We start from the raw sequence: 23,271 nt of genomic DNA on the forward strand, positions 1-23,271 counted from the left end.
GGCTCAGTCGGTGTCCCCTGCAGCCTGCTCAACCAGCGGGATAATACGCAGGGGCACCGGGTTTTCCATGACGATCGCCGTGGAGGCCCGGACGATGCCATCAAAGCCCACCACGAGGTCGATCACCCGCTGGAGATCGGCGTTCGAGCGGGCGACGAGACGGCAGAGCATGTCCCCGTGACCGGTCGTCGTGTGCAGTTCCAGCACCTCCGGCACACCACTCAAATGGGCCCGTACGTCGGTGCCTTGGCCCTGCTTGATCTCCAGCGTGGCGAACGCGGTGACGGGGTAGCCGAGCGCCGCCGGATCCACCTCGGGGCCGAAACCCCGGATGACGCCATTCGACTGAAGCCGGTCCAGCCGGGCCTGCACGGTCCCGCGCGCCACCCCGAGACGCCTCGACGCCTCGAGCACACCGATACGGGGCTCACGGGCCAGCAGCAGGATGAGCCTGCCGTCCAGATGATCGATCGCCATGATCCGTCTCCCGATGGTCAGCCTGTACAGATGGCCCGCCCATCCTGGCGTCAGGCTGTACGTATTGACCAGTGGATGCACGAACTGTTGCGCACCTTGCGGAGCGGCGGGAACCTTCGGACATGACTGAGACTGTGCACACCACCCCCGACACCGCCCGGCAGGCCGACCCCTTCCCGGTCAAGGGAATGGACGCGGTGGTCTTCGCCGTGGGCAACGCCAAGCAGGCGGCGCACTACTACTCGACCGCTTTCGGCATGAAGCTGGTGGCCTACTCCGGACCGGAGAACGGCAGCCGCGAGACCGCGAGTTACGTCCTGACCAACGGCTCCGCCCGCTTCGTCCTCACCTCGGTCATCAAGGCGTCCACCGAGTGGGGCACCTTCCTCGCCGACCACGTGCACGCCCACGGCGACGGTGTGGTCGACCTCGCCATCGAGGTCCCCGACGCCCGGAAGGCGTACGCCTACGCCGTCGAGCACGGGGCGACGGGCGTCACCGAGCCGTACGAGATCAAGGACGAGCACGGCACGGTCGTGCTGGCCGCCATCGCCACGTACGGGAAGACCCGCCACACGCTCGTCGACCGCTCCGGGTACGACGGCCCCTACCTCCCCGGCTACGCCGCCGCCGACCCGATCGTCGAGCCGGCCGCCAAGAGGACCTTCCAGGCCGTCGACCACTGCGTCGGCAACGTCGAGCTCGGCCGGATGAACGAGTGGGTGACCTTCTACAACACGGTCATGGGCTTCACCAACATGAAGGAGTTCGTGGGCGACGACATCGCCACCGAGTACTCCGCCCTGATGTCGAAGGTCGTCGCCGACGGCACGCTCAAGGTGAAGTTCCCCATCAACGAGCCGGCGATCGCGAAGAAGAAGTCGCAGATCGACGAGTACCTGGAGTTCTACGGCGGCGCGGGCGTCCAGCACATCGCGCTCGCCACGAACGACATCGTCGCCTCCGTGCGCGCCATGAGGGCGGCCGGTGTGCAGTTCCTCGACACCCCGGACTCGTACTACGACACCCTGGGGGAGTGGGCGGGCGAGACCCGGGTGCCCGTGGAGACGCTGCGCGAGCTGAAGATCCTGGTCGACCGGGACGAGGACGGCTACCTGCTGCAGATCTTCACCAAGCCGGTCCAGGACCGCCCGACGGTCTTCTTCGAGATGATCGAGCGGCACGGCTCGATGGGCTTCGGAAAGGGCAACTTCAAGGCCCTCTTCGAGGCGATCGAGCGCGAGCAGGAGAAGCGCGGCAACCTCTGACCGCAGCACGGACGGGCCCGTCTCCCGCCGGGGAGAGGGGCCCGTCCGTGTTCCGCGCTACGGGGCCGCCGCCGCGGAGGCGCCGTCCGCGGCCCGCGGGGACGGGGCCGGGGAGGCCGAGGGCTCCGGGCTCCCCTTCCCGGCGTCCGGCGACGGCTTCACCGAGGCTTCGGGCGAGGCGGCGGCCTCCGGCTCGGGCGACGGCTCCTGCGACGGTTCCGGTTCGGCGGAGGGCTCCGCGGACGGCGGCTGCATCTGCGCCGGGCCCCCCGCCGCCGGATCACCGAGGGCGTCCAGGGCCTCCCGCGCCAGCGGCGCGGCCAGCGGCGAGAAGTCCGGGTTCGTGCGGAGGGCCTCCTCCAGATGACCGCGGGCCGGGCCGTCCTGGCCGAGGGAACTCTCGATCACGCCCAGGTGGTAGGCGTACGAGGCGTTGCGCACCCCCGTTCCCACCGCCTGGTCCGCGTACTGCATGGCCTCCTCGCTCCGGCCCGCCCGGTGCAGCGACCAGGCCAGCGTGTCCGCCACCGCCGCACTGCGGCGCTGCCCCTCCCACGCGGTGCGCATCAGTTCCACCGCCGCCTCCGGGTCGCCGTGGTCGGCCTCGAGGCGGGCCTCGGTCAGCGACTCGTCGACCCCGGCCGTCCTCGCCTGCGAGAGGAGGCCGCGGAGCTTCGTGTACTGGGTGCGCGCGTCGCCGTCCAGGTCCAGCGACTCGAACAGCTCGCCGAGTTCGAGCACGTACTCGGGGCGGGGCAGCTTTGTCGTCACCGTCCGGTAGTCGGCCAGGGCCTCATCCGTGCGGCCCAGGGCGGCCAGGGCACGGGCCCGGCCGGCGAGGGACACCAGGTGGCCGCGGTCGGTGCGCAGGGCCGCGTCGTACTCCGCGAGGGCCTCCGCCGGCTCCCCGCGCTCCGCGGCAAGGTCCCCGAGGCGGTGCAGGGCCACCGCCTTCTCGGCCGCCGTGGCGGCGCGGTCCGCCGCCTCCCGGGCGGTCGCCAGGGCGTCCTCGCGCCAGCCCTGGTTGCGGTACATCTCGGACGTCCTGGCCAGCGCCGGTACGCCCTTGCGCAGCGTGCCGTACTTCTCCGTGGCCCTGGCCGCGGCCGCGTAGTCGCCGAGGCCGTTGTAGGCGTCGATCAGCACCGGGTACGCCGTCCAGCTCCTCGGCTGCCGCGAACGGACCGTCTCGCCCCACTTCTTCGCTGCGAGGAAGTCGTTCCGGGCGTTGGCGAGTGCGCCGAGACCCACCCACGCCTCCGTGTTCCCGCGCTCACCCGGCTGCGCGGCCAGCGAACGCTGGAGCGCCTGCTCGGCCCGGGAGTAGTACGCCGCGTCCGCGGACCGCCGGCCCCACTCGACGTACGCCGTGCCCAGCACCGCCCAGGACGGGGCGTCCGCGGGATGCGTCTCCACCCACTTCTGCCGGTCGCCGATGAGGGCCGTCAGATCGGACAGGGACGCGGGGGACCCGGCCGCCGCAGCGGCCTCGGCCCGTGCCACGGGCCCCGGCGCGGGCGGCGCGGCCACCTCGTCGTCCGGTACGGCGATCACCGCACCGGCCACGAGCACGGCGCCGGCCACCGCACCGAACGCCGCCCTGCGCAGCGTGGTGCGCATCGGCGCGGGAGGCGGGGGGACGGACGTCGCACCCTGGGGCGGCAGGGTGGAGTAGGGCGGCTCCGGGTTCTGCTGCGGCTTGGCATCCATGACCATCACTCTGCGTCAGTACGAAGATCGCATCGCGCTCCGTGACGGCCGACGCAGACGGGTTCACACCATTGGCCCCGGGTGCCAGGCTCGGATCATGGACGCACTCCTCGAACGACTGCGCGCAGGACTTCCCGCCGAGGCACTGATCACGGATCCGGACGTCACCGCCTCGTACGCCCACGACATGGCGAGCTTCTGCGATGCCGGCACGCCCGCCGTCGTGGTGCTCCCGCGCTCGGTCGAGGAGGTCCAGCACGTCATGCGGACCGCCACCGCCCTGCGCGTCCCCGTCGTCCCCCAGGGTGCGAGGACCGGCCTGTCCGGTGCGGCCAACGCCTCCGACGGCTGCATCGTGCTCTCCCTGGTCAAGATGGACCGGATCCTGGAGATCAGCCCCGTCGACCGGATCGCGGTCGTCGAACCGGGCGTCGTCAACGCCACGCTCTCCCGCGCGGTCGGCGAACTCGGGCTGTACTACCCGCCGGACCCGTCGAGCTGGGAGATGTGCACGATCGGCGGGAACATCGGCACCGCCTCCGGCGGGCTGTGCTGCGTGAAGTACGGCGTCACCGCCGAGTACGTCCTGGGCCTGGAGGTCGTCCTGGCCGACGGGCGGCTGCTGAACACCGGGCGGCGCACCGCGAAGGGTGTCGCCGGGTACGACCTCACCCGGCTCTTCGTCGGCTCCGAGGGCAGCCTCGGCATCGTCGTCAAGGCCGTCCTCGCACTGCGGCCCCGGCCGCCGCAGCAGCTCGTGCTCGCCGCGGAGTTCCCCTCCGCGGCGGCGGCCTGCGACGCCGTGTGCCGGATCATGGAGCGGGGACACACCCCGTCACTCCTCGAACTGATGGACCGTACGACCGTACGTGCCGTCAACGCGATGGCCTCCATGGGCCTCCCCGAATCCACCGAGGCCCTCCTGCTCTGCGCGTTCGACACGCCCGACCCGGCGGCGGACCTCGCCGCCGTGGGGGAGCTCTGCAAGGCGTCCGGCGCCACCGAGGTCGTGCCCGCCGACGACGTCGCCGAGTCCGAACTCCTGCTGCAGGCCCGCCGCTCGGCGCTGCCCGCCCTGGAGACCGTCAAGTCGGCCACGATGATCGACGACGTGTGCGTGCCGAGGTCCCGGCTGGGCGCGATGATCGAGGGAACCGCCGCGATCGCCGAGAAGTTCGGGCTGACCATCGGTGTCTGCGCCCACGCGGGCGACGGCAACACCCACCCCGTCGTCTGCTTCGACCACACGGATCCCGACGAATCCCGCCGGGCCCGCGCGTCGTTCGACGAGATCATGGCGCTCGGACTCGAACTGGGCGGCACCATCACCGGCGAACACGGCGTCGGCGTCCTGAAGAAGGAATGGCTCGCCCGCGAACTGGGCGAGGTGGGGCTTGAGTTGCAGCGCGGCATCAAGTCCGCCTTCGACCCGCTCGGACTGCTCAACCCCGGCAAGCTGTTCTGAGGCGGAGCACCACCGCTCACCCCTCGCCGTCCTGCTGCTCGTCCTTGGACCAGGGATCGCTCAGCCACAGGTCGTCGGCCGGCAGGGGGGTGAGCAGCTCGGAGAGCGCCCCGTCCAGGCCCAGCAGTCCGCTCTCGGTCCCGGGGGGCACCACCCACAGGGTGCGCTCCACCCAGGCGGTGACGGCGACCGACGGCACCTCCAGCAGGGCGTCGCCGTCGGGTGAGGTGAGCGCGACGCAGATGATGCCCCGGTCCTCCACCTTCGTCGGCCAGATCCTGACGTCCCCGTGCCCGCACGGCCGGAACGCCCCCTCCACCAGCAGCTCCCGGGCGAACGTCCAGTGCACGGGCGACTCGGAGCCGATGTGGAAGGTGATGTGCACGGCGTACGGGTCGTCGGTGAAGTAGGCCAGCCGGGCGGGCACGGCCACGGACCGCTCGGGCGACAGGACCAGTTGCACTTCGAGCTCGCGTTCCACGGCGTTCTGCATGAGGGTGCACGACCTTCCGATGCTCGTAGGGGCCGGTCCTCCGACCGGTCCTCACAAGGAGAGAGCGCCCTGCCGGACGTCTATGACGCGACTTCCCAGAAAAACTTGTCCGGACCCTGAAAGTGGTCCAAACGGCAGGACGGGCCCGGGGGCGCTCGGTGGTCTGATAGATGTGGACCCTTGTATGAGGCCTCGAAGAGATACGGGACCACGGTGATGAGCGCCCCAACCCCGGCACCCGGTGACGAAAGCCCCCGCGAGGGCTACTACCCCGACCCGTCCATCCCCGGATACGTCCGGTACTGGAACGGCGCCGCGTGGGTCCCCGGCACCAGCCGGCCCGCGCCCCAGGGCGGGATGACACCCGCGACGCCGCCCGCCCCGGTGGACGAGACGGGCCCGATGTACCTCGACGAGGTCGAGGGGGCGGACACCGCGCGCGGTGACGGCGGTTCGGGAACCGGTCAGCCGGACGCGGCACCCGGCAGATCCCTGCCGGCGACGGCCTGGCAGGCGGACACCTCCCGGCAGACCGGCTTCGGCGGCGACCGCGACAACCGCGTCTCGTGGGGCGGCCAGGACCCGCGTACCCCCGAGGCCCGCACCCCCGAGGCCCGTACGTCCGGCCCCACGGCCCCGCCCGCCGCCTCCGCCCCCGCGGACGGCGCGCCCCCCGGCCCCGACCCGACGCGTGGCGCCCTGCCCGGTATGCGCGACGGCAGCGACGAGGTGACCGACGGCACCGTGACCATCCGCGCGGACCGGCCCGGAAGCGGCGGCCGTCCGCCGGCCGAGGGTACGGTCACGATCCGCGCGGTGGGCCCCGCCGCCGACCGTCCTCCGCGTCCGCGTGCGGAGGAGCCCGCGGGTCCCGGGCACCACGACGGCACGCTGACGATCCGCGCCGTGCAGCCCGGCGGCACCGCGCGTCCCGCCCCCGCCCCGGCGCCCGCTCCCGTGCCGGCCCCGCAGCCGCAGGGGCTGAACACCCCTCTGACTCCGGGCCCCGGCGGCGGATCCGCGTCCTGGCCGCAGCAGGTCCACCAGCTCGCCCAGCCCGAGCAGACCGCGCGCCCCCAGCAGCCCCTGCCGCAGCAGAGCCCCGTGCTCGCGCAGCAGCAGGGCGTCGGGCCGGAGCAGCAGCAGCCCGTCGTGCCCTGGAAACCCGTGGCGGACGACCCCTTCCAGCAGCTCGCACGGTCCCAGGCGTCCGCCAGGCCCGCGGCACTCGGCAAGCGGCTGGCCGCACGGATCGTGGACACGGTCGTCCTCGGCGCGGTCGTCGGCGCGGTCGGCTTCCCGCTGGTCACCCAGGCGCTGGAGCACATCGACGAGAAGATCGAAGCGGCGAAGACGTCCGGTGAGACGGTCACGGTCTGGCTCCTGGACTCCACCACGGCCGGCCTGTTCGGCGGGGTGCTCGCGGCGTTCCTGGTCCTCGGCTTCCTCCTGGAGGCCGTGCCCACCTCCCGGTGGGGCCGCACCCTGGGCAAGAAGCTGTGCGGGATCGAGGTGCGGGACATCGAGTCCCACGACGCGCCGAGCCTGGGGGCCGCCCTGCGCCGGTGGCTGGTGTACGGGGTGCTCGGCCTTGCCGTCGTCGGCGTGGTCAACGTGCTCTGGTGCCTGGTGGACCGTCCGTGGCGCCAGTGCTGGCACGACAAGGCGGCCCGCACCTTCGTCGCGGGCCGGTAAGGGCCTCTTTACGCCCGTGGGCTGACACCCCGTCCCCCGAAGGGCCCTGAGCCGTTGCGGGCCTTCACCGGCCGGGGTGCACTGCCCCCATGAGCACTGAACCACCGCCTCCGCCCCCTGACGACGACCCCTTCTCGAAGAGGCCGCCGCAGGGACCTCCGAGCGGTTCGCCCTACGACAGCGGGCCGCCTCCGCCCCCGCCGCCGAACGACCCGTACGGCGGCGGTGGGCCCTACGGCGGTGCCGATCCGCTGGCCGGCATGCCGCCGCTCGCCGAACCGGGCAAGCGGATCCTCGCGCGGCTGATCGACTTCCTCATCATCTCGATCCCGCTGTACCTGATCTCGCTGCCCTTCGGCGGTGCGGTCGACGTCTCGGACGACGGCAACGACGACTTCGGCAACGCGGTGGGCAACGCCTACACCGGCCACCAGCTCGTCTGGTCGCTGATCGGTCTGGTGGTGTACGTCACCTACGACACGTACTTCACCCACAAGGACGGCCGGACGCCGGGCAAGCGGCTGCTGAAGATGCGCGTCGCGATGCTCAACGACGGCTCGGTCCCCGACACGAGCTCCTCGCTGATGCGTGCCGTGGTGCTCTGGCTCCCGGCGCTGCTGTGCTGCCCGTGCCTGTGGTGGCTGATCAACATCGTGCTGATGTTCACCGACAAGCCCTACCGGCAGGGCCTGCAGGACAAGGCGGGCAAGACCGTGGTGGTCAGCGTCCCGTGAGCGGCCGTTCCTCAGCGGCGCAGTGAGTGCTCACCGACGTGCCGGCGCTGAGCGGCGGCGATCTCGATGTCCTCGATCGTGCGGTGCGTGCGGGCGGCGGTGGGCGGCGGCGTCGCTCTCCGGACCGGCCTCGTGCGGGCCGGGAGGGCCATGGCCACCAGCAGGCCCAGCACCATCGCCGCGGTCCCGACGGCGGCGACACCGATGCCGGACTCCGTGCGGAACAGCAGCAGCATGGCGAGGGCGGAGAAGACGACGGTGGCCGAACCGTAGGAGTACTGTGCGGCAGTCGGACGCGGCATGGCGGTATCCGTCCTCGGGGCGTCGGATAGGGAAGTCTCTCAACACGTTCGCACTGTCAATCGACTCTACGACGGTGGATGCCCGTGAGGAACCGGCAGTAAGCGTGACCTAACCCTCGGTACCGGTGCACGGGGGGCGCACTGAGTCACGCTCCTGCCGACAAGGGCTCCGGACGCGCCGGTTGACGGATCGAAGGGCCCGTGAGCCACGTCCGGATACCGGAAGACGACTCCCGCATAGTGCACTTGGTGTGTGCAAGTCAAGGTCTGTCTTTTCTCTCATAACTCCGATCAAATGTCGTCACTTGTGACGCGTTGAACGCGCGCGGCCCCGTGATCACCCCTGGCCGCGGACGCGAACGCCGGGGAGGACTGCATCAAGTGACCACTCAGAGACGGGCGCTGCGCGCAACCGCCGTAGCCGTATGCCTGGCCGCCACCGCCGCGACGGCCTCCGCCTTCGCCACGGCGCAGGCGGACGACAGGGCGCCGGCATCCGGCGCCACCACCGTGGACCGGCGCGACCCCGCACCGGCCAAGGCGCACGAGCACGACCTGGAAGGCCCCTTCAGCAAGGAGCAGGACGCCCAGCGTCAGGCCGCGCTGGAGCAGGTCCTGTCCGGGGACAAGAAGGTGACCGCCAAGGGCGGTTCCAAGGTCGTCAAGCTCGGCAAGAGCAAGTACGTCGAGCTCGGCCGGGAGAAGACCGACAAGATCTTCACGATCCTCGTGGAGTTCGGCGACCAGGTCGACGACACCACGATGTTCGACCCCGACGGCGACGGCCCGAAGCCCCCGGTCAAGAAGTACGGCGGCACGCCCGGCCCGCTGCACAACCGGATAGCCGAGCCGGACCCGGCGAAGGACAACAGCACCGCCTGGCAGGCCGACTACGACCAGGCCCACTTCCAGGACCTCTACTTCGGTGAGGGCAAGGGCAAGGACTCGCTCAAGACGTACTACGAGAAGACGTCCTCCGGGCGCTACTCCGTCGACGGCGAGGTCTCCGACTGGGTCAAGGTCCCTTACAACGAGGCCCGTTACGGCTCGAACTACTGCGGTTCGACCAACTGCGCCAACGTCTGGGACGCGGTCCGCGACGGCGTCAACGCCTGGGTCGCCGACCAGAAGGCCAAGGGCCGCACGCAGGCCCAGATCAAGGCCGACCTGGCGCAGTACGACCAGTGGGACCGCTACGACTTCGACGGCGACGGCGACTTCAACGAGCCCGACGGCTACATCGACCACTTCCAGCTGGTCCACGCCGGCGAGGACGAGTCCGCGGGCGGCGGCGCCGAGGGCACCGACGCCATCTGGGCGCACCGCTGGTACGCCTACGGCACCAACGCCGGTGCGACGGGCCCCGCGAACAACAAGGCCGGCGGCGCCCAGGTCGGCGACACGGGCATCTGGGTCGGCGACTACACCGCGCAGCCCGAGAACGGCGGCCTGGGCGTGTTCGCCCACGAGTACGCCCACGACCTCGGCCTCCCGGACCTGTACGACACGTCCGGCGGCGGCGAGAACTCGGTCGGCTTCTGGTCGCTGATGTCGGCGGGCTCCTGGCTCGGCACCGGCAAGGGCGAGATCGGCAACCTCCCCGGCGACATGACCGCCTGGGACAAGCTGCAGCTCGGCTGGCTCGACTACGACACGGCCAAGGCCGCGACGAGGTCGACGCACAAGCTGGGTGTGTCGGAGTACAACACCAAGGACAAGCAGGCGCTCGTCGTCGAGCTGCCCGAGAAGGAAGTCACCACCACGGTGACGAAGCCCGCGCAGGGCTCGAAGCAGTGGTGGAGCGACATGGGCGACGACCTGTCGAACACCCTGACGCGCTCGGTCGACCTGACCGGCAGGACCTCCGCGTCGCTGGACCTGTCCGGCTGGTACGACATCGAGGCCGACTACGACTACCTCTACACCGAGGTCTCGGACAACGGCGGCACCAGCTGGACCCCGCTCGACGGCACGGCGGACGGCAAGGCCATCCCGCGTGACGCCAGCGACAAGCCGGCCCTGACCGACGTCTCCGGCGCGGTCAAGAAGCTCTCGTACCCGCTGAACGCCTACGCGGGCAAGAAGATCGACCTGCGCTTCCGCTACCAGACGGACGGCGGCGCGGGCGGCAAGGGCTTCACCGCCGACGCCATCACCGTCACCGCCGACGGCGCCGTCCTCTTCGCCGACGACGCCGAGGGCGACGACAACGGATGGACCGCCAAGGGCTTCTCGCGGATCGGTGAGTCGTTCACCAACGACTACCCGCAGTACTACATCGCCGAGAACCGCCAGTACGTCTCGTACGACAAGACCCTCGAGGTCGGCCCGTACAACTTCGGCTTCTCCACCACCCGTCCGGACTGGGTCGAGCACTACTCGTACCAGAACGGCCTGATGGTGTGGCTCTGGGACACCTCCCAGAAGGACAACAACACGTCCGCGCACCCCGGACAGGGCCTGATCCTTCCGGTGGACTCCCACGCCAAGCCGCTGAAGTGGACGAACGGCTCGCTCCTGCGCAACAAGATCCAGCCTTTCGACGCGCCGTTCAGCTGGTACCCGAACAAGGGCTTCACGCTGCACAACGCGGATGTCGCGCTGAAGATCAAGCCGTCGCTGGGCGTCCCGGTCTTCGACGACCGCAAGGGCACCTACTGGTACGAGGAGAACCCGACCGGAAGCGTCAAGGTTTCTGACACCAACACCCGGATCTCCATCGTGAACGAGCCGCTCAGCGGCTCGACGATGACCGTGAAGGTCGGCCCCTCGGGCAAGTAGTCGATAAAGAGCCAGGTCACAGCATGATCGGCCGTCGCCCTCTAGCGGGCGGCGGCCGATCGTGTTTAGGTGCGTCCTACCGGATCCTTATTGACACGAAGTCTTACGGGGGGGAGCGCGAAGCATGGCAGGCGGAGGTTTCTGCAGGTTGCCCAACGGCACCGTGGTGGTGGCACTCACCCTGAACGGCCCGGCGGCCGGAGCGGGGCCCGGAGCACAGGTCCGGGTGCTGGTGCACGCCGCGAACCGGGCGCGCGCCCTGACCAGGCTGCGCAACCTCGGCATGCGCGCCGTCTACCTCAGGGGCAACGCCCAGCCGCCGACCCCGGACGAGGTCACGGCGGTCCTGCACCACCCGGACGGTCTGCTCTGGCGCACCGCTCCCCAGACCGGCCAGGAGCTCTGGCACCCCATACGGGCACTGCTGGGGTCCGCCGGATACGCCGGACCCGCCCGCCCGGCGGCCTGAGCGCGGCACGCCCGGCGCGAAGCGCACCTGGACCGCGCCCGCGGGGGACTCAGACGACCGGCTTGCCCGACAGCTCCACACCCGCGGTGCGCAGCTCCTCCAGGGCCCGCGCCGTGGTCCCCTCGGCGACACCGGCCGTCAGGTCCAGCAGCACATGCGTGGCGAAACCCTCGCGGGCGGCGTCCAGGGCGGTGGCCCGCACACAGTGGTCCGTGGCGATGCCGACCACGTCGACCGCGGTGACGGAACGGTCCCGCAGCCACTGGGCGAGCCCGGTGCCGTTCTCGTCGACGCCCTCGAACCCGCTGTACGCCGCGGTGTACGCACCCTTGTCGAAGACGGTGTCGATCGCCCCGGAGGCGACCGCGGGGGCGAAATTGGGGTGGAAGCCCACACCCTCCGTGCCGGCGACGCAGTGCGGCGGCCAGGAGCGCTCGAAGTCGGGGGCCGAGGAGAAGTGGTCACCGGGATCGATGTGGTGGTCCCGGGTGGCCACGACGTGGCTGTAGCCGGGCTGGGCGTCGCCGATCAGGTCGGTGATGGCGGCGGCGACATCGGCGCCGCCCGCCACCGCGAGGCTGCCACCCTCGCAGAAGTCGTTCTGAACGTCGACGACGATCAAGGCGCGATGCATGACGGTTGTCCTTCGGTGGGGGTTCGGCGTGTTCTGCGGACCGTGGCGGTGGGGATGCCACCGAGCCTAGAGACTCGGCGCACCCTGCGGGAGGGGGTGCACGCATCGGCTCTCCCCTTGGCCCGCCCGGCGGTGCGGCGCCGGTCCCGGGGAGCACCGTCGGGCGGGCTCCCCGGAACCGGACCGGCGCCCGGGGACGGGGTGGGCAGGTCCTTCGTGTACCCCGAGGACCTCAGACGTACTCCGTCGGCAGCACCGGCTCCCCGCGCGACAGCTGCATCGCCGACATCGGCAGCCCGGCGCGTGCCGCGCTGTGGCGCTCCCGAGCGGCCTCCAGCGGCTCCCGGGCGACGACCTCGCCGCCCTTGACCAGCTCCACCAGGAGCTGCCGGTCGGCCAGCTCCGCCGGGACGTCACCGGTGCCGATCACCTCCGCCTCCGCGACCCCGTACTCGTCCAGCCGGCGCGCCGCCCACTTGCGGCCGCCCTTCGACGACTTCGCACCCAGCGACTTCTTCACCACCGGCAGCAGCGGATCGGCCGGATCCGCGGACCGCGCACGCGCCACCAGCTTGTAGACCATGGAGCACGTCGGGTGCCCGCTGCCGGTCACCAGCTGCGTGCCCACGCCGTACGCGTCGACCGGGGCGGCGGCCAGCGAGGCGATCGCGTACTCGTCCAGGTCGGAGGTCACCACGATCTTCGTCTCCGTGGCACCCAGCTCGTCCAGCTGCTGACGCACCCGGTGCGCGACGAGCAGCAGGTCGCCCGAGTCGATCCGTACGGCCCCGAGCTCCGGGCCCGCGATCTCCACCGCCGTACGGACCGCCTCGGTCACGTCGTAGGTGTCGACCAGCAGCGAGGTGCCCCGGCCCAGCGAGTCCACCTGGGCCTGGAACGCGTCCCGCTCGCTGTCGTGCAGCAGGGTGAAGGCGTGCGCGCTCGTCCCGACCGTCGGGATGTTGTAGCGGAAGCCCGCGGCGAGGTCCGAGGTGGTGTGGAAGCCGCCGATGTACGCGGCACGGGCCGACGCCACCGCCGACAGCTCGTGCGTGCGCCGGGCGCCCATCTCGATGAGCCGGCGTCCGCCCGCGGCGGCCGACATCCGGGACGCGGCGGCCGCGATCGCCGAGTCGTGGTTCAGGATCGACAGGATCACGGTCTCCAGCAGCACGCACTCGGCGAAGGAGCCCTCCACCCGCAGGAGCGGGGAGCCCGGGAAGTAGACCTCGCCCTCCGGGTAGCCCCAGATGTCGCCGCTGAAGCGGTAGTCCGCCAGCCAGTCGACGGTGGAGGCGTCCACGATGTCCTGGTCGCGCAGGAAGGCGAGCATCTCGTCGTCGAAGTGGAAGTTCTCCACCGCGTCGAGCACGCGCCCGGTGCCCGCGACGACGCCGTAGCGCCGCCCCTCGGGCAGCCTGCGGGTGAAGGCCTCGAAGACGGAGCGCCGGTCCGCCGTGCCCGCCTTCAGTGCGGCCTGCACCATCGTGAGCTCGTACTGGTCGGTGAAGAGTGCGGTCGACGGCACACCGACCCGTCGCCCAAGGTCCGCTGAGTTCATGCCGGGGATGCTACTCCCTATTCGTCAAAGTGACGAGATGGGGGCGCCGTTTGTGCGCGGGCCCCTCTCTGGTGGCAGCATGGGGTGGGTGAGCGTTGCTTCCCCCGTAGAGATCGAACGTCCCGAATCGGCCGAGGAGACCTTCGTCGTCCCAGAGCCCGATGTCCCGTGGGTGACGCTGGTGCACAACGACCCGGTCAACCTCATGAGCTACGTGACCTATGTCTTCCAGGCCTACTTCGGCTACTCCAAGGACAAGGCGCACAAGTTGATGCTCGACGTCCACCAGAAGGGCCGCGCGGTCGTCTCCAGCGGCAGCCGCGAGGAGATGGAACGCGACGTCCAGGCCATGCACGGATACGGACTCTGGGCCACGCTGACCCAGGACCGCAATTGACCCACCACCGCTGCCCTCCGTCCGACCCACCATCGGAGAATTCATGGCCGGCCACTTCGAGGCCACCCCAGGCGGCGGCGCGTCCGTCGCACTCGACGAGGTCGAGGTCGCCATCCTGCGCTCCCTCGCCGTCCAGCTGCTCGAACTGATCGGCCCCGGTGCCGAACCCGCCGAGGGGGAGGACCCGCTCGCCGCGCTCTTCGCGGAAGGGCCGAGCGAACCGCCCTCCGACCCGGCGCTGGCCCGGCTCTTCCCCGAGGCGTACGGGGACGAGGACAAGGAGCTGCGCGAGGCGTCCGCCGAGTTCCGCCGCTTCACCGAGAACGACCTGCGCACCCGCAAGCGTGAGGACGCCCTCGCCGTCGTCCGCTCGCTCGACGCGCTCGCACCCGTACCCGACGACGGCGCGGTGCTCTCCCTCGCCGCCGACGAGTGCCGCCACTGGCTGGGCTCCCTCAACGACCTCCGGCTCACCATCGGCACCCGTCTCGAGGTGTCCGACGAGGACGAGGGCCAGGACGGATCGCTCTACCGGCTCCCGGACAGCGACCCCCGCAAGCCCATGGTCATGGCCTATCTCTGGCTGGGCGCGCTCCAGGAAACCCTCATCGAAACGCTGATGCCCGACTGAAGTTCGCCGGGTCCCCGGGTTCGCTCAACGGATGCTCAAATCCGAATAACGATCCCGTCACCTGAACGGCGTTCTTTGCAGCGCCTGGAAACGCTTGTCCGCTTTTTCCTGTGGCGTGCGCCACATAATGTCCGTCGGGTCGCCCGGGCGGCCGTGATAAATCTTCACGACCGCCCGGGGACGCCACCCCTGTCCCCGGGGGCGCTACAAGCCGGCCGAACGCCGGCGGCACTCCATCCATATCCGGGGGGATCAGGACCTGATCCGACGCCGAGGACGGCGCGGATCGGCGTGGAGAAAGGCGCACCACCATGACATCGGCGCAGGTCGACAACGGACAGGCGGACGGCCCGAAGGCCGTCGACGCCCCGGCGGGCGAGGGCTACCAGCGTGGCCTGGGAGCCCGCCAGATCCAGATGATCGCCATCGGCGGAGCCATCGGCACAGGACTCTTCCTCGGCGCGGGCAAGGCCATCGACAGGGCCGGACCCAGCCTCATCCTCGCCTACGCCATCGCGGGCCTGGTCATCTTCTTCATCATGCGCGCCCTGGGCGAACTCCTCATGTACCGCCCGGTGTCGGGCTCCTTCTCGGAGTACGCACGCGAATTCCTCGGCCCCTTCTTCGGATTCGTGACCGGATGGACGTACTGGCTCTTCTGGGTCGTCACCGGAATCACCGAAGTCACCGCGGCAGCCACCTATATGACGTACTGGTGGGATATCCCGCAATGGCTGTCCGCACTGGTCTTCACCGTCATTCTCTACGGCGCCAACCTGATCTCGGTGAAGCTCTTCGGTGAGCTCGAGTTCTGGTTCTCCATGGTCAAGGTCACCGCGATCCTCGGCATGATCCTCATCTGTGCCGGCGTGCTCACCGTCGGCTTCTCCGACGCCGGTGACACCGCGACCGTCGCCAACCTCTGGAACGACGGCGGCTTCTTCCCCCAGGGCATCGGCGGCACGCTGATGACCCTCCAGATCGTGATGTTCGCGTTCCTCGCCGTCGAGCTCGTCGGAGTCACCGCCGGGGAGTCCAAGGACCCCAAGACCGTCCTGCCCAAGGCCATCAACACCGTGCCGTGGCGCATCGCCGTCTTCTACGTCGGCGCGCTGATCATGATCCTCTCGGTGGTCCCCTGGAGCACCTTCAAGCCGGGTGTCTCGCCGTTCGTCGCCGCGTTCGAGGAGATGGGCCTCGGCATCGGTGCCGCCATCGTGAACTTCGTCGTGCTCACCGCCGCGCTCTCCTCCTGCAACTCCGGCATGTACTCCACCGGCCGCATGCTGCGTGACCTCGCGATCAACGGCCAGGGTCCGAAGGCCTTCACCAAGCTGACGAAGAACGGCCTCCCGCTCGTCGGCACCACCTTCTCCGCCGCGCTGATGCTCGTCGGCGTCTGGATCAACTACCAGTGGCCCGGCGACGCGTTCAACTACGTCGTCTCCTTCGCGACCATCTCCGGCATGTGGGCCTGGATCATGATCCTCGTCTGCCAGATCCGCTTCCGCGCCAAGGCCGACCGCGGCGAACTGCCCCAGTCCAGCTTCAAGGCACCCGGAGCGCCCTTCAGCAGCTGGTTCGCCCTCGCGTTCATCGGCCTCGTCATCGTCATGATGGCCATCGACAAGGACGCCAGGATCTCGCTGTACTGCGCACCGCTGTGGGGCGTCATCCTCGGCGTCTCCTACCTGGTCCTCAAGGCGCGCAACCCCGACAACAAGGCCTTCGCCAAGCGCTGACCCGCGCGACGGCAGCCCCAGGACACAGCCGCCCCAACGGCCCTGTCCGGCATCCGGGCCCCCGCGTACCACTCCTCGGTACGCGGGGGCCCTCTGCTTATCCTGGGCGCCATGCTGACCCTTACCCAGGCGCTCTACGACCAGATCGTCGCGCACTCCCGCGCGGACCACCCCGACGAGGCGTGCGGAGTGGTCGCCGGCCCGGCCGGAACGGACCGGCCGGAACGCTTCATCCCCATGCTGAACGCCGCGCGCTCGCGCACGTTCTACGAATTCGACTCCGGGGACCTGCTGAAGCTCTACCGCGAGATGGACGACCGCGACGAGGAGCCGGTGATCATCTACCACTCCCACACGGCGACCGAGGCCTACCCCTCCCGCACCGACCTCACGTACGCCAACGAACCCGGCGCCCACTACGTCCTGGTCTCCACCGCGGACACCGACGACGAAGGCCCCTTCCAGTTCCGCTCCTACCGCATCCAGGACGGCGAGATCACCGAGGAGGAGGTCGAGATCGTCGAGGCCTATCCCGCCGCGGTCTGACGCGCGGGGCGGCTCCGGAAACCCCGCCGCCCCACCGTCTGCCCACATGGCGAACGCTCACCATCCACGATGTGGAATCACACTCCGGAAACCCGGTCGGGAATCGATACGATGAGCCCATGGTTCCCCATGACGTGAGCGACAAGACGCCGGGCATGCTGCTCGTCGCGCGGCTGCACGTCGACCTGTGCAGGCTTTCCAGCGCGATGTGTCCGGCTGCCGCCTGCCCGTGAACCGCCCGGCCTGAGCCGCGGTCCGAGCGCACCACGTACGCACCACCCCCGCGCGGGGGCACACAGACGCGCGCCCCACGCCACCCTCCCCGCTTTCGACAGGAGCCCACGCCATGGCCATCGAGGTCCGCATCCCGACCATCCTCCGCACCTACACCGACGGCGCCAAGGCCGTCGAAGGCAACGGGGACACCCTCGCCGACCTCCTCGCCGACCTGGAGACCCGCCACAACGGCATCCGTGAGCGCATCGTCGACGGCGAGCAGCTCCGCCGCTTCGTGAACGTCTACCTCAACGACGAGGACGTCCGCTTCCTCGACGGCATCTCCACGAAGCTCTCCGACGGCGACAACGTCACCATCCTCCCGGCCGTCGCCGGCGGCATGCGCTGATGCGGTACGACTCCCCGCTGGCGGCCGTGGGCAACACCCCACTGGTCCGCCTCCCGCGGCTGTCCCCGTCCGAGGACGTCCGCATCTGGGCCAAGCTCGAGGACCGCAACCCCACCGGCTCGATCAAGGACCGCCCCGCGCTCCACATGGTCGAGCAGGCGGAGAAGGACGGCCGGCTGACACCCGGCTGCACCATCCTCGAACCCACCAGCGGCAACACCGGCATCTCGCTCGCCATGGCGGCCACCCTCAAGGGCTACCGCATCGTCTGCGTCATGCCGGAGAACACCTCGCAGGAACGGCGCGACCTCCTCACCATGTGGGGCGCCGAGATCATCTCCTCCCCGGCGGCGGGCGGCTCCAACACGGCCGTCCGCGTCGCCAAGGAGCTCTCGGCCGAGCACCCCGACTGGGTCATGCTCTACCAGTACGGCAACCCCGACAACGCCGGTGCGCACTACGCCACCACCGGACCGGAGATCCTCACCGACCTCCCCTCCATCACGCACTTCGTGGCCGGCCTCGGCACCACCGGCACCCTCATGGGCGTCGGCCGCTACCTCCGGGAGAACAAGCCCGACGTCAGCGTCGTCGCCGCCGAACCCCGCTACGACGACCTCGTCTACGGCCTGCGCAACCTCGACGAAGGCTTCGTCCCCGAGCTCTACGACGCCTCCGTCCTCACCACCCGCTTCTCCGTCGGCTCCGCCGACGCCGTCACCCGCACCCGCGAGCTCCTCCAGCAGGAAGGGATCTTCGCGGGCGTCTCCACCGGCGCCGCACTCCACGCCGCCATCGGCGTCGGCCGCAAGGCCGTCAAGGCCGGGGAGACCGCCGACATCGTCTTCGTCGTCGCGGACGGCGGCTGGAAGTACCTGTCCACCGGCGTGTACACCGCCCCGACGACAGAAGCCGCCATCGAAACCCTGCAGGGCCAGCTCTGGGCCTGACACACCCACCGGCCCGACCCGGGAACGGCGGCCACGCGCACAGGAGGCGCGGGACGGGAACACACCCCGTCCCGCGCCTCCCGCACGCTCACCCCAGATCCCGTACCCGGCCCCACACCTCCCGGTCCAGCTCGCCCGCCTTCCGCCGGAACCCCGACAGCGCGACATCCCGCAGCTCGTCCGTCTCCAGATAACTCCGCCGGCCCCGCGCGTCCCCCACCGAACCCGCGGGCAGCGCGATCACCCCCGGACGCTCCTCATGGTGCTTGCTGGTGATCTTGACGACGACCGCCGTACCGCCCCGCACCGACAGGACCAGACACGGCCGGTCCTTCGAGCCCGGCCCGTCCTCGAACGGCACGTCCGCCCACCAGATCTCCCCGGGCCGCGGCTCCCCGTGCGGCCGCCCCCTCTTCCGCTCCGGAGCACGCCCCGGCGGACGCGTCCGCCCACCCGGACGCCGCGGACCACGCCCACCACGCCCCCGCGCATCGGAGACCGTCGCCACGAGCGCCAGCAGGACAACGACGGCCAGTGCCGCCCACCACCACGAATTCATGCACCGACCGTACCGGCGCGCCGCACGGCACCCGGCCTTCCATCGAACCGGTGACACCACAGGTGAGTTCCCCCACAACGGCAGGCCGTGGAGGAGCGACCAGCGGTTTCGCGCCTTACGCTCGACGGACCGCACGAACCCTCCCCGTTCCCACGCCTCGGAGGTTCACGCTCCATGAAGCTCACCGTCGTCGGCAGCTCCGGCTCGTTCCCCTCACCGGGTTCGGCATGCTCGAGCTACCTCGTAGAGGCCGACGGCTTCCGGCTGCTCCTCGACATGGGCAACGGCGCCCTCGGCGAGCTGCAGCGCCACGTAGGTCTCTACGACCTCGACGCCATCTTCCTCAGTCACCTCCATGCCGACCACTGCATCGACATGTGCGCGTACTTCGTCGTCCGGTACTACCGCTTCGACGGCGGACGCCCCGCCGCCGTCCCCGTGTACGGCCCGGAGGGCACCGAGCAGCGGCTCACCACGGCCCACGCCGACACCCCGTCCGACCATGCGATGAGCGAGGTCTTCGACTTCCACACGCTGAAGTCCGGATCGTTCGAGATCGGCCCCTTCTCGGTCCGCACGGAGAAGCTGCGCCACCCCGTCGACACCTTCGGCATCAGGGTCGAGCACGGCGGACGCACCCTCACCTACTCGGGCGACACCGGCACCTGCGAGGCGCTGGCCGAACTCGCCGAGGGCTCCGACCTGTTCCTCTGCGAAGCGTCGTTCGTCCACGGCAAGGAGGACATCCCGGACCTCCACCTCAACGGCCGCGAGGCAGGCGAGTACGCCGCCCGCGCCGGGGCGGGACGCCTCGTCCTCACCCACATCCCGCCGTGGACCGACGCCGACCGCAACCTCGCCGACGCCCGCGAGGTCTACGACGGCCCGGTCGACCTGGCCGTCCCCGGCGCGGTGTACGAGATCTAGGAACCGGCCACAGCACGGCGAAGCCCCGTTCCCTGCGCAGGGAACGGGGCTTCGCCGTGCTGTGGAGGCGGCCGGACTACTTGGCCTCGGCCTTCTGGAGCTCGGCGAGCTCCTCGTCGGACTCACGGCCCGGCGTCGGAAGGTTGAACTTCGTGATGGCGAAACGGAAGACCACGTAGTAGACCGCCGCGAAGCAGAGGCCGACGAGCACCAGCAGCCAGGGCTTCGACGCGATGCCCAGGTTCAGCAGGAAGTCGACCAGGCCGGCGGAGAAGCCGAACCCGTCCTTCATGCCGAGCGCCCAGGTCAGTGCCATGGAGACACCGGTCAGTACCGCGTGGATCGCGTACAGCACCGGGGCGATGAACATGAACGTGAACTCGATCGGCTCGGTCACACCGGTGACGAACGAGGTCAGCGCGAGCGAGAACATCATGCCGCCGACGACCTTGCGGCGCTCCGGGCGGGCGCAGTGGACGATCGCCAGGCAGGCCGCCGGGAGGGCGAACATCATGATCGGGAAGAAGCCGGTCATGAACTGTCCGGCGTTCGGGTCGCCTGCGAGGAAGCGGGCGATGTCGCCGTGGGCGCCGTTGTACTCGCCGGCCTGGAACCACGGGAAGGAGTTCAGCAGGTGGTGCATGCCGACGGGGATCAGCGCACGGTTGGCGACACCGAAGATGCCCGCGCCGACCGCGCCGGAACCGACCAGCCACTCACCGAAGTTGTGCAGACCCGTGCCGAGCACCGGCCAGATGAGACCGAAGACGATACCGATGACCAGGCCCGCGAAGGCGGAGAGGATCGGGACCAGGCGACGGCCGCTGAAGAAGCCCGCCCAGTCGGGCAGCTTCGTCCGGTAGAACTTCTGGTACAGCAGGGCCACGACTATGCCCATCACGACACCGCCGAGCACACCCGCGTTGACGGGCGCGTCGCTCATGACGACCTTGCCGTCGGCGACGCTCGCGACCTGCGGGAGGTTGCTGTCGGTGAAGGTGGCGAGCACCTTCTGGAAGACCAGGTAGCCGGTCACCGCGGCGAGGGCCGTCGAGCCGTCCGACTTCTTGGCGAAGCCGATGGCGATACCGACGGCGAACAGCAGGGCCATGTTGTCGAGGATGGCGCCGCCACCCGCGGCCATGTAGCCGGCCAGCTTCGTGATCACGGTGGGGAACGACTCGCGGCCGAGCATGTCGGCATTGCCGAGCCGGACCAGCAGCGCCGCCGCGGGCAGGACCGCGACGGGCAGCATCAGGCTGCGGCCGATGCGCTGCATGACAGCCATCACGCCGGCGCCACGCTTCTTCGCGGGGGCGGCCGGAACGGTGTCCGTACTCATGAACTTCCTCCGGTAGGCAAGGCGCCGCCGGGGACGGGGTTCCGGGGAGGCGACGACTCGAGGAACGCGGCGGGAGACGGCCGCGTGGTCTGGACCACTCAGTGGTGTAGACCAGTTTTAGCACGGTGAGGGTTAGATAAGGAACCTTCAATTTGCGCAGTAGTCCGCCCGCCACCCTGGGTGACACGGCGAAGCCCCCGGACCGGGGGGTCCGGGGGCCGCGCGGAGGACGGAGAGGGCCTACTTCGTGAGGTCCCGCTCGATCTTCTCCTCCTCCTCGACGGGCTCGCGCCCGGGGGTCTGGAGGTTGAACTTGGTGATCGCGAACCGGAAGATCACATAGTAGATCACCGCGAAACACAGCCCGATCGGGATGATCAGCCACGGTTTCGTGTCCAGGTGCCAGTTGACGACGTAGTCGATCAGCCCGGCCGAGAAGCTGAACCCCGCGTGCACACCGAACGCCCAGGTGACCCCCATCGAGACCCCGGTCAGAATCGCGTGCACCCCGTACAGCAGCGGAGCGACGAAGAGGAACGAGAACTCCAGGGGCTCCGTCACGCCCGTCACGAACGACGTCAGCGCCACGGACAGCATCAGCCCTGAGACCTCCTTGCGCCGCTCCGGACGTGCGGTGTGCGCGATCGCCAGGGCCGCGGCCGGGAGGCCGAACATCATGATCGGGAAGAAGCCCGAGGTGAACTGACCCGCCGACGGGTCCCCGGCGAAGAAGCGGGAGATGTCGCCCTGGACCGTGCCGCCGTCGGACCCGGTGAACTCGCCCGCCTGGAACCAGAAGAAGGTGTTCAGGAACTGGTGCATGCCGATCGGGATCAGCAGCCGGTTCGCGAAACCGAAGATCGCCGCGCCCCAGGCACCCAGATCGATCAGCTGCTTGGCGAACCAGGTCAGCGCGTCGCCCACCGGCTGCCACAGCAGGCCGAACAGCACACCCAGGACCACGCAGAGGAACGCCATCAGGATCGGCACCAGGCGGCGCCCGTTGAAGAAGCCGAGCCAGTCGACCAGCTTCGTGCGGTGGTAGCGCTGCCAGACCACGGCGGTCAGCAGCCCGATGATGATGCCGCCCAGGACCCCCGGGTTCTGCGGCACCCCGTCCGGCGTCGCCTCGGTCACCGAGTCGTCCACCGGGAAGGCCGCCAGCACCCCCCGGTAGACGAGGAAGCCGACCACGGCGGCCAGTGCGGTCGAGCCGTCCGCCTTCTTCGCGAAGCCGATCGCGACCCCGATGCAGAAGAGGAGGGGAAGCCCTACCTCGCCGTCGAGGATCGCCGTCCCGCCGTTGAGGAGGACCTTCGCGAACTTGTCCCAGAAGGCGCCGTGCAGCGAGGAGTCGAAGAGGTTGCCCAGGCTGACCAGGAGGCCCGCAGCCGGCAGCACGGCCACCGGCAGCTGGAGGCTCCGGCCGACCTTCTGCAAGCCCTGGACCGGCCCGTTCCACCACTTCCGCTGCGGTGCTGCAGCCGCGCTCGAACTCATCGGCGATCCTCCCGGCACGCGTGAGGTTTGGAGGTGCGCGCATACTGGTGTAGACCAGTTGCGATACGGTGCGGAACCCCGTCGGAAGGCAGGGCGCCGGTGATCGTCATCATGGGGGACAGCGCGGTTACCCGCCCGTGAAGGTGGGCCAACCGTGCGTTACCGTGACGAAACGGACCCACGGTGGGCCGCCCCACGCACGTACAGACCAGGGAGAAGGACATGGCCAGCAAGGCTGAGAAGATCGTCGCCGGGCTCGGCGGTATCGAGAACATCGACGAGATCGAAGGCTGCATCACCCGCCTCCGCACCGAGGTCCACGACCCCAGCAAGGTCGACGAAGCCGCGCTCAAGGCCGCCGGAGCCCACGGCGTCGTCAAGATGGGCACCGCGATCCAGGTCGTCATCGGCACCGACGCCGACCCCATCGCCGCCGACATCGAAGACATGATGTGACCGGCTG

24 protein-coding genes are annotated in these 23,271 nt (G+C 70.1%); 15 read left to right on the plus strand and 9 right to left on the minus strand.

Features of this window, described 5'->3' with window-relative positions:
• Positions 1-3 precede the first annotated feature (3 nt).
• Positions 4-477, minus strand: a complete 474-nt coding sequence (locus tag IA22_RS0100425) for an Lrp/AsnC family transcriptional regulator (RefSeq protein ID WP_014155997.1) — start codon at positions 475-477, stop codon at positions 4-6.
• A gap of 122 nt (positions 478-599) precedes the next feature.
• Between IA22_RS0100425 and hppD the strand changes: the two genes are divergently transcribed.
• On the plus strand, positions 600-1,745 hold the full coding sequence (gene hppD / locus IA22_RS0100430) for a 4-hydroxyphenylpyruvate dioxygenase (protein ID WP_014155998.1): 1,146 nt from the start codon (positions 600-602) through the stop codon (positions 1,743-1,745).
• 57 nt (positions 1,746-1,802) lie between these two features.
• Here hppD and IA22_RS0100435 read toward each other — a convergent pair whose 3' ends face one another.
• Positions 1,803-3,455 carry a tetratricopeptide repeat protein gene (locus IA22_RS0100435; RefSeq protein ID WP_038271711.1) on the minus strand — a complete coding sequence of 551 codons (1,653 nt, stop codon included), beginning with the start codon at positions 3,453-3,455 and terminating at the stop codon, positions 1,803-1,805.
• 97 nt (positions 3,456-3,552) lie between these two features.
• On the opposite strand from IA22_RS0100435, the gene IA22_RS0100440 reads away from it, so the two are divergent.
• A complete protein-coding gene (locus IA22_RS0100440) occupies positions 3,553-4,920 on the plus strand; it encodes an FAD-binding oxidoreductase (protein ID WP_030122390.1) in 1,368 nt (455 codons plus the stop codon).
• A gap of 16 nt (positions 4,921-4,936) precedes the next feature.
• On the opposite strand, the gene IA22_RS0100445 is transcribed toward IA22_RS0100440, so the two are convergent.
• Complete coding sequence (locus IA22_RS0100445; RefSeq protein ID WP_030122391.1) at positions 4,937-5,413, minus strand: SsgA family sporulation/cell division regulator; 477 nt, start codon at positions 5,411-5,413, stop codon at positions 4,937-4,939.
• A gap of 216 nt (positions 5,414-5,629) precedes the next feature.
• On the opposite strand from IA22_RS0100445, the gene IA22_RS0100450 reads away from it, so the two are divergent.
• Positions 5,630-7,108, plus strand: coding sequence for an RDD family protein (locus tag IA22_RS0100450; RefSeq protein WP_030122392.1), 1,479 nt, complete (start codon positions 5,630-5,632; stop codon positions 7,106-7,108).
• 89 nt (positions 7,109-7,197) lie between these two features.
• Positions 7,198-7,842 carry an RDD family protein gene (locus IA22_RS0100455; protein WP_015577363.1) on the plus strand — a complete coding sequence of 215 codons (645 nt, stop codon included), beginning with the start codon at positions 7,198-7,200 and terminating at the stop codon, positions 7,840-7,842.
• 11 nt (positions 7,843-7,853) lie between these two features.
• On the opposite strand, the gene IA22_RS0100460 is transcribed toward IA22_RS0100455, so the two are convergent.
• Positions 7,854-8,144, minus strand: a complete 291-nt coding sequence (locus IA22_RS0100460; protein WP_014156004.1) for a hypothetical protein — start codon at positions 8,142-8,144, stop codon at positions 7,854-7,856.
• Between the two features lie 381 nt (positions 8,145-8,525).
• Between IA22_RS0100460 and IA22_RS0100465 the strand changes: the two genes are divergently transcribed.
• Together IA22_RS0100465 and IA22_RS0100470 are read left to right on the plus strand one after the other, a co-directional pair.
• Positions 8,526-10,925 carry an immune inhibitor A domain-containing protein gene (locus IA22_RS0100465; RefSeq protein WP_030122393.1) on the plus strand — a complete coding sequence of 800 codons (2,400 nt, stop codon included), beginning with the start codon at positions 8,526-8,528 and terminating at the stop codon, positions 10,923-10,925.
• A 124-nt stretch (positions 10,926-11,049) separates the two neighbouring features.
• Complete coding sequence (locus tag IA22_RS0100470) at positions 11,050-11,394, plus strand: hypothetical protein (RefSeq protein ID WP_030122394.1); 345 nt, start codon at positions 11,050-11,052, stop codon at positions 11,392-11,394.
• Positions 11,395-11,443: 49 nt separating this feature from the next.
• On the opposite strand, the gene IA22_RS0100475 is transcribed toward IA22_RS0100470, so the two are convergent.
• Both IA22_RS0100475 and IA22_RS0100480 read right to left on the minus strand, forming a co-directional pair.
• The gene (locus tag IA22_RS0100475) at positions 11,444-12,028 is read right to left on the minus strand and encodes an isochorismatase family protein (protein ID WP_015577359.1); all 585 of its coding nucleotides are present in this window, start codon (positions 12,026-12,028) and stop codon (positions 11,444-11,446) included.
• 232 nt (positions 12,029-12,260) lie between these two features.
• The gene (locus tag IA22_RS0100480) at positions 12,261-13,589 is read right to left on the minus strand and encodes a nicotinate phosphoribosyltransferase (RefSeq protein ID WP_014156008.1); all 1,329 of its coding nucleotides are present in this window, start codon (positions 13,587-13,589) and stop codon (positions 12,261-12,263) included.
• Between the two features lie 79 nt (positions 13,590-13,668).
• Here IA22_RS0100480 and clpS point away from each other — a divergent pair, with 79 nt between their 5' ends.
• From clpS to IA22_RS0100515, 7 genes are all read left to right on the plus strand, one after another.
• A complete protein-coding gene (gene clpS / locus IA22_RS0100485) occupies positions 13,669-13,986 on the plus strand; it encodes an ATP-dependent Clp protease adapter ClpS (protein WP_014156009.1) in 318 nt (105 codons plus the stop codon).
• Between the two features lie 43 nt (positions 13,987-14,029).
• On the plus strand, positions 14,030-14,617 hold the full coding sequence (locus IA22_RS0100490; protein WP_014156010.1) for a DUF2017 domain-containing protein: 588 nt from the start codon (positions 14,030-14,032) through the stop codon (positions 14,615-14,617).
• Between the two features lie 311 nt (positions 14,618-14,928).
• Entirely contained in the window at positions 14,929-16,359 is a 1,431-nt protein-coding gene (locus tag IA22_RS0100495) for an amino acid permease (RefSeq protein ID WP_030122395.1), read from the plus strand.
• A 111-nt stretch (positions 16,360-16,470) separates the two neighbouring features.
• The gene (locus tag IA22_RS0100500; RefSeq protein ID WP_014156012.1) at positions 16,471-16,905 is read left to right on the plus strand and encodes a M67 family metallopeptidase; all 435 of its coding nucleotides are present in this window, start codon (positions 16,471-16,473) and stop codon (positions 16,903-16,905) included.
• 119 nt (positions 16,906-17,024) lie between these two features.
• Positions 17,025-17,138: a putative leader peptide gene (locus IA22_RS38090; protein WP_015577357.1), complete on the plus strand. Its 114-nt coding sequence runs from the start codon at positions 17,025-17,027 to the stop codon at positions 17,136-17,138.
• A 113-nt stretch (positions 17,139-17,251) separates the two neighbouring features.
• Entirely contained in the window at positions 17,252-17,530 is a 279-nt protein-coding gene (locus IA22_RS0100510; protein WP_014156014.1) for a MoaD family protein, read from the plus strand.
• A complete protein-coding gene (locus tag IA22_RS0100515; protein WP_015577356.1) occupies positions 17,530-18,480 on the plus strand; it encodes a PLP-dependent cysteine synthase family protein in 951 nt (316 codons plus the stop codon). The genes IA22_RS0100510 and IA22_RS0100515 overlap by 1 nt, the downstream gene beginning before the upstream one ends.
• An 88-nt stretch (positions 18,481-18,568) precedes the next feature.
• Here IA22_RS0100515 and IA22_RS34945 read toward each other — a convergent pair whose 3' ends face one another.
• Entirely contained in the window at positions 18,569-19,039 is a 471-nt protein-coding gene (locus IA22_RS34945; protein ID WP_015577355.1) for a type II toxin-antitoxin system PemK/MazF family toxin, read from the minus strand.
• A gap of 174 nt (positions 19,040-19,213) precedes the next feature.
• On the opposite strand from IA22_RS34945, the gene IA22_RS0100525 reads away from it, so the two are divergent.
• A complete protein-coding gene (locus tag IA22_RS0100525; protein WP_015577354.1) occupies positions 19,214-19,966 on the plus strand; it encodes an MBL fold metallo-hydrolase in 753 nt (250 codons plus the stop codon).
• A gap of 76 nt (positions 19,967-20,042) precedes the next feature.
• Here the strand turns inward: IA22_RS0100525 and IA22_RS0100530 are convergent, their stop codons facing one another.
• A complete protein-coding gene (locus IA22_RS0100530) occupies positions 20,043-21,308 on the minus strand; it encodes a PTS transporter subunit EIIC (RefSeq protein ID WP_014156018.1) in 1,266 nt (421 codons plus the stop codon).
• Between the two features lie 240 nt (positions 21,309-21,548).
• The gene (locus IA22_RS0100535) at positions 21,549-22,808 is read right to left on the minus strand and encodes a PTS transporter subunit EIIC (RefSeq protein WP_014156019.1); all 1,260 of its coding nucleotides are present in this window, start codon (positions 22,806-22,808) and stop codon (positions 21,549-21,551) included.
• A gap of 183 nt (positions 22,809-22,991) precedes the next feature.
• Between IA22_RS0100535 and IA22_RS0100540 the strand changes: the two genes are divergently transcribed.
• Complete coding sequence (locus tag IA22_RS0100540) at positions 22,992-23,264, plus strand: PTS sugar transporter subunit IIB (RefSeq protein WP_078468346.1); 273 nt, start codon at positions 22,992-22,994, stop codon at positions 23,262-23,264.
• The last annotated feature ends 7 nt before the right edge of the window (positions 23,265-23,271 follow it).

Origin of the sequence: Kitasatospora papulosa, from assembly GCF_000717245.1 — a bacterium.
Lineage (GTDB): Bacteria > Actinomycetota > Actinomycetes > Streptomycetales > Streptomycetaceae > Streptomyces > Streptomyces papulosus.

Bases quoted from the DNA above. Each gene is read 5' to 3' on its own strand.
- IA22_RS0100425 (WP_014155997.1), bottom strand. From the start codon at position 477: ATGGCGATCGATCATCTGGACGGCAGGCTCATCCTGCTGCTGGCCCGT.
- hppD (WP_014155998.1), top strand. From the start codon at position 600: ATGACTGAGACTGTGCACACCACCCCCGACACCGCCCGGCAGGCCGAC.
- IA22_RS0100435 (WP_038271711.1), bottom strand. From the start codon at position 3,455: ATGGATGCCAAGCCGCAGCAGAACCCGGAGCCGCCCTACTCCACCCTG.
- IA22_RS0100440 (WP_030122390.1), top strand. From the start codon at position 3,553: ATGGACGCACTCCTCGAACGACTGCGCGCAGGACTTCCCGCCGAGGCA.
- IA22_RS0100445 (WP_030122391.1), bottom strand. From the start codon at position 5,413: ATGCAGAACGCCGTGGAACGCGAGCTCGAAGTGCAACTGGTCCTGTCG.
- IA22_RS0100450 (WP_030122392.1), top strand. From the start codon at position 5,630: ATGAGCGCCCCAACCCCGGCACCCGGTGACGAAAGCCCCCGCGAGGGC.
- IA22_RS0100455 (WP_015577363.1), top strand. From the start codon at position 7,198: ATGAGCACTGAACCACCGCCTCCGCCCCCTGACGACGACCCCTTCTCG.
- IA22_RS0100460 (WP_014156004.1), bottom strand. From the start codon at position 8,144: ATGCCGCGTCCGACTGCCGCACAGTACTCCTACGGTTCGGCCACCGTC.
- IA22_RS0100470 (WP_030122394.1), top strand. From the start codon at position 11,050: ATGGCAGGCGGAGGTTTCTGCAGGTTGCCCAACGGCACCGTGGTGGTG.
- IA22_RS0100475 (WP_015577359.1), bottom strand. From the start codon at position 12,028: ATGCATCGCGCCTTGATCGTCGTCGACGTTCAGAACGACTTCTGCGAG.
- IA22_RS0100480 (WP_014156008.1), bottom strand. From the start codon at position 13,589: ATGAACTCAGCGGACCTTGGGCGACGGGTCGGTGTGCCGTCGACCGCA.
- clpS (WP_014156009.1), top strand. From the start codon at position 13,669: ATGGGGTGGGTGAGCGTTGCTTCCCCCGTAGAGATCGAACGTCCCGAA.
- IA22_RS0100490 (WP_014156010.1), top strand. From the start codon at position 14,030: ATGGCCGGCCACTTCGAGGCCACCCCAGGCGGCGGCGCGTCCGTCGCA.
- IA22_RS0100495 (WP_030122395.1), top strand. From the start codon at position 14,929: ATGACATCGGCGCAGGTCGACAACGGACAGGCGGACGGCCCGAAGGCC.
- IA22_RS0100500 (WP_014156012.1), top strand. From the start codon at position 16,471: ATGCTGACCCTTACCCAGGCGCTCTACGACCAGATCGTCGCGCACTCC.
- IA22_RS38090 (WP_015577357.1), top strand. From the start codon at position 17,025: ATGGTTCCCCATGACGTGAGCGACAAGACGCCGGGCATGCTGCTCGTC.
- IA22_RS0100510 (WP_014156014.1), top strand. From the start codon at position 17,252: ATGGCCATCGAGGTCCGCATCCCGACCATCCTCCGCACCTACACCGAC.
- IA22_RS0100515 (WP_015577356.1), top strand. From the start codon at position 17,530: ATGCGGTACGACTCCCCGCTGGCGGCCGTGGGCAACACCCCACTGGTC.
- IA22_RS34945 (WP_015577355.1), bottom strand. From the start codon at position 19,039: ATGAATTCGTGGTGGTGGGCGGCACTGGCCGTCGTTGTCCTGCTGGCG.
- IA22_RS0100525 (WP_015577354.1), top strand. From the start codon at position 19,214: ATGAAGCTCACCGTCGTCGGCAGCTCCGGCTCGTTCCCCTCACCGGGT.
- IA22_RS0100530 (WP_014156018.1), bottom strand. From the start codon at position 21,308: ATGAGTACGGACACCGTTCCGGCCGCCCCCGCGAAGAAGCGTGGCGCC.
- IA22_RS0100535 (WP_014156019.1), bottom strand. From the start codon at position 22,808: ATGAGTTCGAGCGCGGCTGCAGCACCGCAGCGGAAGTGGTGGAACGGG.